Source organism: Microcystis sp. LE19-195.1E (genome assembly GCF_027532095.1).
Lineage (GTDB): Bacteria > Cyanobacteriota > Cyanobacteriia > Cyanobacteriales > Microcystaceae > Microcystis > Microcystis aeruginosa.
The window spans coordinates 1-6,119 of the sequence record NZ_JAPZSZ010000310.1 but is presented as its reverse complement, the minus strand read 5'-3'; the positions used below and the strand labels follow the sequence as shown (position 1 = coordinate 6,119).

The 6,119-nt window shown below is 44.4% G+C and carries 7 protein-coding genes and 1 pseudogene; 2 read left to right on the top strand and 6 right to left on the bottom strand.

Features of this window, described 5'->3' with window-relative positions:
* Positions 1–240 precede the first annotated feature (240 nt).
* From O9300_RS17195 to cysK, 6 genes are all read right to left on the bottom strand, one after another.
* Complete coding sequence (locus tag O9300_RS17195) at positions 241–879, bottom strand: cadmium resistance transporter (protein ID WP_287972937.1); 639 nt, start codon at positions 877–879, stop codon at positions 241–243.
* Positions 880–909: 30 nt separating this feature from the next.
* Entirely contained in the window at positions 910–1,485 is a 576-nt protein-coding gene (locus O9300_RS17190; protein WP_287972935.1) for a Crp/Fnr family transcriptional regulator, read from the bottom strand.
* Between the two features lie 159 nt (positions 1,486–1,644).
* The gene (locus tag O9300_RS17185) at positions 1,645–2,316 is read right to left on the bottom strand and encodes a hypothetical protein (protein ID WP_287972933.1); all 672 of its coding nucleotides are present in this window, start codon (positions 2,314–2,316) and stop codon (positions 1,645–1,647) included.
* A 325-nt stretch (positions 2,317–2,641) separates the two neighbouring features.
* Positions 2,642–3,178, bottom strand: coding sequence for an MgtC/SapB family protein (locus O9300_RS17180; protein WP_287972929.1), 537 nt, complete (start codon positions 3,176–3,178; stop codon positions 2,642–2,644).
* Between the two features lie 76 nt (positions 3,179–3,254).
* A complete protein-coding gene (locus O9300_RS17175) occupies positions 3,255–3,389 on the bottom strand; it encodes a hypothetical protein (RefSeq protein WP_287732050.1) in 135 nt (44 codons plus the stop codon).
* 15 nt (positions 3,390–3,404) lie between these two features.
* Positions 3,405–4,352, bottom strand: coding sequence for a cysteine synthase A (cysK, locus tag O9300_RS17170; RefSeq protein WP_016516226.1), 948 nt, complete (start codon positions 4,350–4,352; stop codon positions 3,405–3,407).
* A gap of 669 nt (positions 4,353–5,021) precedes the next feature.
* Here cysK and cpcB point away from each other — a divergent pair.
* Entirely contained in the window at positions 5,022–5,540 is a 519-nt protein-coding gene (cpcB, locus tag O9300_RS17165; protein ID WP_002733930.1) for a C-phycocyanin subunit beta, read from the top strand.
* A gap of 55 nt (positions 5,541–5,595) precedes the next feature.
* A pseudogene (locus O9300_RS17160) lies at positions 5,596–5,982 on the top strand (bilin-binding protein); the annotation flags it as partial.
* Positions 5,983–6,119: the final 137 nt, after the last annotated feature.

Below are 6,119 nucleotides of genomic sequence, written 5' to 3'. Positions count from 1 at the left end.
ATTGATTGTTTTCGCCACGACCCCGGCGACTGTTCGAGTTTTGTCAGGGAGATTATGGTGGTGACCCTTGCTACGAAGCGGTCTTTTCCGACCAAGGTTGGGACGGTCTACCACCTCTCTCAATATACAAGGTTGGGTTGACAACGGAAACCCAACGCCTGCTCATGTTACGCTATCGCTAACCCATCCTACAAATAATTTTGCCTCCCTACTTAAAAGACGATTTTTAGGCATTATTATTTAATACATGAAAAATAAACGATAGGATTTGCTGTCAATTAAGATATAAATTCCTAGTATAATATAGATAAAAGGACTAATTTTATGTCCGTAGTTTGTAACCACTTTAGCTATCCTGGGATGGGTAATCAAAAAATAGGCTAGGGCGCACCAAATCCCCATCATGAGATAAAAAATTATCATGATAATTAAGACGTGCATCGGGGAATTATTGGCAAAAAGAGAGGTATAGATGCCAATATTATCACCGCCGTTAGCCACGGTCACGGCAGCGATGTAATAGGTTTGGGAGGGAAAACGAGGAACAAAGGAGCGATTTTTAGAATAATTAACATCTTCTCTTACTTCTTGAATGTAATCCTCATTTTCCCTTGACAAAAGTTGTTTAATGCCGATAATCAAAGGAATAAATCCTAATAGACCAATCCATTCTTTAGAAACCAGTAACCCAAATAGTAAACCGAGGGAACTAGCTAGGAGAATGAGGGTAAAACCGAGGTATTGACCAATAATCAGGTGTCGAGGTCGAAAATTAGCATTAAGTCGCGAGAAAAACAACATTAGCACCATCAGATCATCGAGATTTGTGGCTACAAAACTCGTCACGCTAGTAATTAAAAGGGCTACTAACCAATTCATAGATTGAAAAAAGAGATAATCCTTCCCATTCTAAATCTCGTAGTGCCAGATTTCCTCCTCTCGTAAAAGAAGACGATGGACGGGAAGACGTTCCACGGCCCCTTGTTGTTCAAGATGATTAAGTGCGCGGGTAATTGTGACTCTAGTAGTTCCTAATAAGTCAGCGATATCCTGATGAGTTAGACGCACATCAATTAATTGTCCGGTACCGGTTTGTTTACCAAATTGATTGCCTAACCATGCCAGTAATTTCACAACCATAACATCAGTACGTTTGTAGCTACGAATAATACTTAGCTCTTGTGCTTGCTGAAGATGAGACAGCAGAATTTCTGCCATTTGATAACTCTCAACTGTGGAAAAGGAAACTGCTTGTACAGGAGTGATGCACTCAACTTGATAGGGATTGACTCTCTCTAGGGTTTTGCCAACAAAATTGCCAGGTCCCCACAATCCCAAGACGATCAGGGTTCCATCTTCTAACCAGGTGGAGGTTTTCACGACTCCACTCTCGATTTTCCAGAAATTAGGGTTTCTGAGGGGCAAAATCGCCCGATTATCAAAGTGCCAGCGATGGGGGGTTGGTGGTTGATAGGTAAGCGTCATGATTGGTAAGTAGTCGTGCAAAATTAATTTCCTAGTCGAGACTCCGAGACTCCGAGACAGGAGACGGGAGACAGCTATTAGGGATCGGATTTGATAATTTTGGGGTAAAAACGATAATTACCCCAAAAAAGACCGATTTTATGCCCTTACAAGCCCTATTTACGGGGTATTAGTCTTCTCCAGTTCCGTTGTGGCCGAGGAGATCAGTTCTTGCCAAGCTCGATCGCTTTCCTGTAGAGTCTGTTTAACAGCGTCGATGGTCTTTTCCACGCGAGTTTTCAGGAAAGGGGAAGCACTGTCTTTGAGTCGTTCGGTGTCGTCGGCTAAGATATCGATCGTCTCGGAGGTATTAACGAGGCTCTTTTCTAGGGTAATAAGGTTGTTTTGTAGGGTTTCACTGAGTTTAGCCCCAGATTTGGTCAATTTTTTCGTCAATTTACTCACTTTTTCCCCTAGATCGTCAATATTGTCCGCTAAGTCCTCCAGGTTGTCCTGTTGAGCTTCGATAATCTTCTTGTCGAGAGAAGGAGCGGCCAGTTGAGCCTTTAGGTCATCGATAGCCGATTTTGTCGCTTGGATGGCTTTTTCATAGGCAATTTGGGCATCTTCCAGAATTTTTGGGCTAGAAACCTCATTTTTTTTCTTGACCGGTTCCACCACGGTGCCACCCGTTGCCGTGGCACGGTCGATGACGGCCAACTGTTCGGGGAGTAGGGGCAAGGCGATCGCATTTCCTCTTCCCCCTAGGAGCAAAGTGACAGTTAAGAGGAAAATCAGCAGCCGGAAAACTTGATTTTTGAGGCTTTGAAAGCTCTTATTTCGGTTGATCATAGTTGAATTTTCTCCTGTTCAGAAAAGTGGTTACTCTATCTAAATATTATCACACAAATTTTTTATTTTGTGTTTATTCATAATAAATTTTTCATAAAATTTATTATATTTTTTGACCAATAAATTGCAGACAAAAATATAAAGCTTTTGAGGCAAACCCCACTAAATAAAAGCTTTTACTCTCTCAATATAAATTAATTTTTATTGAAATAATCTGGTCTAAAACCTCGCCTTAAGGCGAAAAGTTTTTGGGGCGGGGTATAAATCCCCGTTACAAAAATGACCTCCTGCCCCCTGCCGACCGCCTTCGTTAACACTTTTTTCATTAATGAGATGCTGAATTATCCGATGGATTTATTTCTTGATTAATTGGGGATATTTTCTTACGACCTTTAATATATTTGCCTAAAGATTTATTTTTCTTAAGTCGTTTAATGCCACTTAAAGTGCACAGAGAGAATAGAGTTCCCACCAGAACCATCTGCCATAAACCGCAGCCAGAAGCGGCGCCTAACCCTGCCGCTAACCAGATAGTCGCCGCCGAAGTCAAACCTTTCACTTGTACCTTATTTAGTTCCCGATGGGATTGTTGTAGGATGATTCCCGCCCCTAAAAAACCGACACCAGAAGCGACCCCTTGAATAGTGCGACTGAGGGCATTAGAAGACGCATAACCCACATCTCCTTCCGCTTGTAGGGGAATCATCACGAACATGGCAGCCCCGAGACTAACGATGATAAAAGTTCTCAATCCAGCCGGACGACCGCCTCGCTGTCGGTTATAACCAATCAGACAGCCGACGGCCATAGCCATACTGAGCCGAAAAATAATCGTTTGCCAATCTTCCGAGTCAAAAAACATTGTTTAACCCATCAAATGAGATAAAAACTTCGCCTAACCAATCAAAGCCCTTTCCATCTCCCGCTTTAAATCGTTTCTATTCTCGATCCCGATCGATAATCGTAGTCAAGCCGGTGTTATAGGTGGAAGTGAGATCAATGGGAACCGTTACCGCACCATGGCTAGAGTCTGGTTCTTGCCCCCCATGAATTGCCCTCGTTGCAAATTCCATCAATTTATTGTCCTATTAGTCGATATCTTCGAGGTCTTTAAACAGGGCCGTGCTGAGGTAACGTTCCCCGAAACTAGGCTGAATCATGACGATTAATTTATCTTCGTTTTCGGGTCTTTTGCCCACCTGAATCGCCGCCCATAAAGCCGCCCCGGCCGAGATGCCCGATAGTAGTCCCTCCTGACGGGCTAACCGTCGCGCGTAGGCGAAAGCGTCCGTATCATCGACGATAATCACCTCATCGATCAATTCCGGTCGGAAAATTGCCGGGATAAAACCAGCGCCGATGCCTTGGATTTTGTGCGGCCCCGGTTGTCCCCCCGATAAGACGGGACTATTAGAGGGTTCAACTGCGATCGCTTGAAATTGGGGACGACGGGGTTTAATGGTTTCGGCAATACCGGTAATGGTTCCCCCGGTTCCCACGCCACCGATAACGATATCTACCAGGCCGTCGGTATCGGCCCAGATTTCTTCGGCGGTGGTTTCTCGGTGAATTTTCGGGTTGGCCGGGTTGCGGAACTGTTGCAAACTATAGGCGTTGGGGGTGTTTTCGACTATTTCCTCAGCCCGGGCGATCGCTCCTTTCATGCCTTGGCTACCCGGGGTTAATTCTAATTGCGCCCCGTAGGCTTTTAACATTGCCCGTCGTTCTAAACTCATGGTTTCGGGCATGGTCAGGACTAGGCGATAGCCTTTGGCCGCCGCTACCATGGCCAGGGCGATGCCGGTATTACCGGAAGTGGGTTCCACCAGAATTGTTTTATCGGGGTGAATTAGTCCGGCGGCTTCAGCGTCCTCCACCATACTGACCCCGATGCGATCTTTAACCGAGGCGGCGGGGTTCATACTTTCCAGTTTGACCACAATGCGGGCTTTTACTCCCTCTGCTACTGGGATTCGATTCAGTTGAACTAGGGGAGTCCGTCCTACCAATTGGGTGATGTCTCTTGCGATCGGCATAATCCCACTTGCTTTGTATTTGTTGGCTATTTTTGATTATATATGTATTTAAGATGTTTTACAATACTTTTTAAGTCAGAGTACACTGCAAAATGCTGGTGTTGGCACCTCTGATCACAACGTCGGCGGGGATAATCCCTGTCGATTTTTTTGCCTTGCCACTTTTTTTGTATATCGAAGCACAATCGGTAAAATTGTCTTGGGAAATTTCTCTTAATTTAGTTAATTATTATTGGTATATAAAAGCACATTTGTTTAAACAACTTAAACGAATTATTAGAGAGATGAAAAGAGCGATACTTTTTCTCGGTATAGGGTTACACATTTAAGAAAGTTTTCTGAGATTTATCCTAAAAAATTATTTTTTTGCTGTTTTTTTAGGAAACAATTTTTAATAAATAAAAGTAGTAAAATGGTCTATAAAATAATTCATGGCAAAAACGAAGTGTGTCTAGGAGCGTCAATAAACGCTAAATTCAATTAACAAGAATTGTTCCTCGATATACAAAAAAATCTGGCCAAGGGAGAGTAAATTTTTTTCAAGGACGATAGTATAGTCCCAAGAAAAAAACTCCTAGATACTTTATCGGAAAAAATAAAGAAAAGCCAGAGAAATCAACCTCGATATTTTGCCGAAACCAATCATCATTATAGGAGATGAAAACTATGGTGTTAGATGCCTTTGCCAAAGTCGTTTCTCAGGCCGATACCCGGGGGGAATACCTGAGCGAGAATCAAGTCAATGCCCTAATTGCCTTCGTCAAAGATGGTAATAAACGCGTGGATGTGGTCAATCGTCTTTCCAGTAATTCTTCTGCGATCGTTACCGATGCCGCGCGTAGTTTGTTTTCAGAACAGCCCGTTTTAGTTGCCCCCGGTGGCAACGCCTATACCAACCGTCGTGCGGCCGCCTGCTTGCGGGATTTGGAAATTATCCTGCGCTACGTTACCTATGCCACCTTCACCGGCGATGCCAGCATCCTCGATGATCGCGCCTTGAACGGTCTCCGGGAAACCTACGTCGCCCTAGGAGTTCCGGGAGCTTCTGTTGCGGCCGGAATTCTCAAGCTCAAGGACGCTTCCCTTGCCCTAGCGGCCGATCCCAACGGTATCACTCGCGGGGATTGCAGTTCTTTACTAGCAGAAGTCGCTTCTTACTTCGATCGAGCGGCGGCGGCAGTTTCCTGATGCTGTGACTTTCTTATCTCAATCCGATTAAACTTTTGTAGGAGCAATTCCATCGATGACCAAAACACCTTTAACCGAAGCGGTAGCTACTGCCGATTCCCAAGGCCGTTTTCTCAGCAGTGCTGAATTACAAGTAGCGTTCGGTCGTTTCCGTCAGGCCGCCATCACCCTAGAAGCGGTAAAAATCCTCGCCCAAAAAGCCCCCAGTTTAGCCCAAGAAGCAGCCAACGCTGTCTATCAAAAATTTCCCTACACCACCCAACTCCAGGGGCCGAACTATGCCTACGATGAGCGGGGGAAATCCAAGTGCGTTCGCGATATCGGCTACTATATCCGGATTATCACCTATGCCCTCGTGGTGGGCGGTACAGGCCCGATCGATGAATATCTAGTCGCCGGTTTGAGTGAAATTAATAGCGCCTTTGAGCTATCTCCTAGTTGGTAAGCTAAAACGCACTTAAACCACCTAAAATAGAAATAGTAATTTTAGAAAAATCCTACTTATGCCAGCCAAAGATTTCCTAGACTTAGAAGAAAAGAAAAACTTACAAAAAGCTCTTAAAGAAGAAGAAAGAGCAG

Bases quoted from the DNA above. Each gene is read 5' to 3' on its own strand.
- O9300_RS17195 (WP_287972937.1), bottom strand. From the start codon at position 879: ATGAATTGGTTAGTAGCCCTTTTAATTACTAGCGTGACGAGTTTTGTA.
- O9300_RS17190 (WP_287972935.1), bottom strand. From the start codon at position 1,485: ATGACGCTTACCTATCAACCACCAACCCCCCATCGCTGGCACTTTGAT.
- O9300_RS17185 (WP_287972933.1), bottom strand. From the start codon at position 2,316: ATGATCAACCGAAATAAGAGCTTTCAAAGCCTCAAAAATCAAGTTTTC.
- O9300_RS17180 (WP_287972929.1), bottom strand. From the start codon at position 3,178: ATGTTTTTTGACTCGGAAGATTGGCAAACGATTATTTTTCGGCTCAGT.
- O9300_RS17175 (WP_287732050.1), bottom strand. From the start codon at position 3,389: ATGGAATTTGCAACGAGGGCAATTCATGGGGGGCAAGAACCAGACTCT.
- cysK (WP_016516226.1), bottom strand. From the start codon at position 4,352: ATGCCGATCGCAAGAGACATCACCCAATTGGTAGGACGGACTCCCCTA.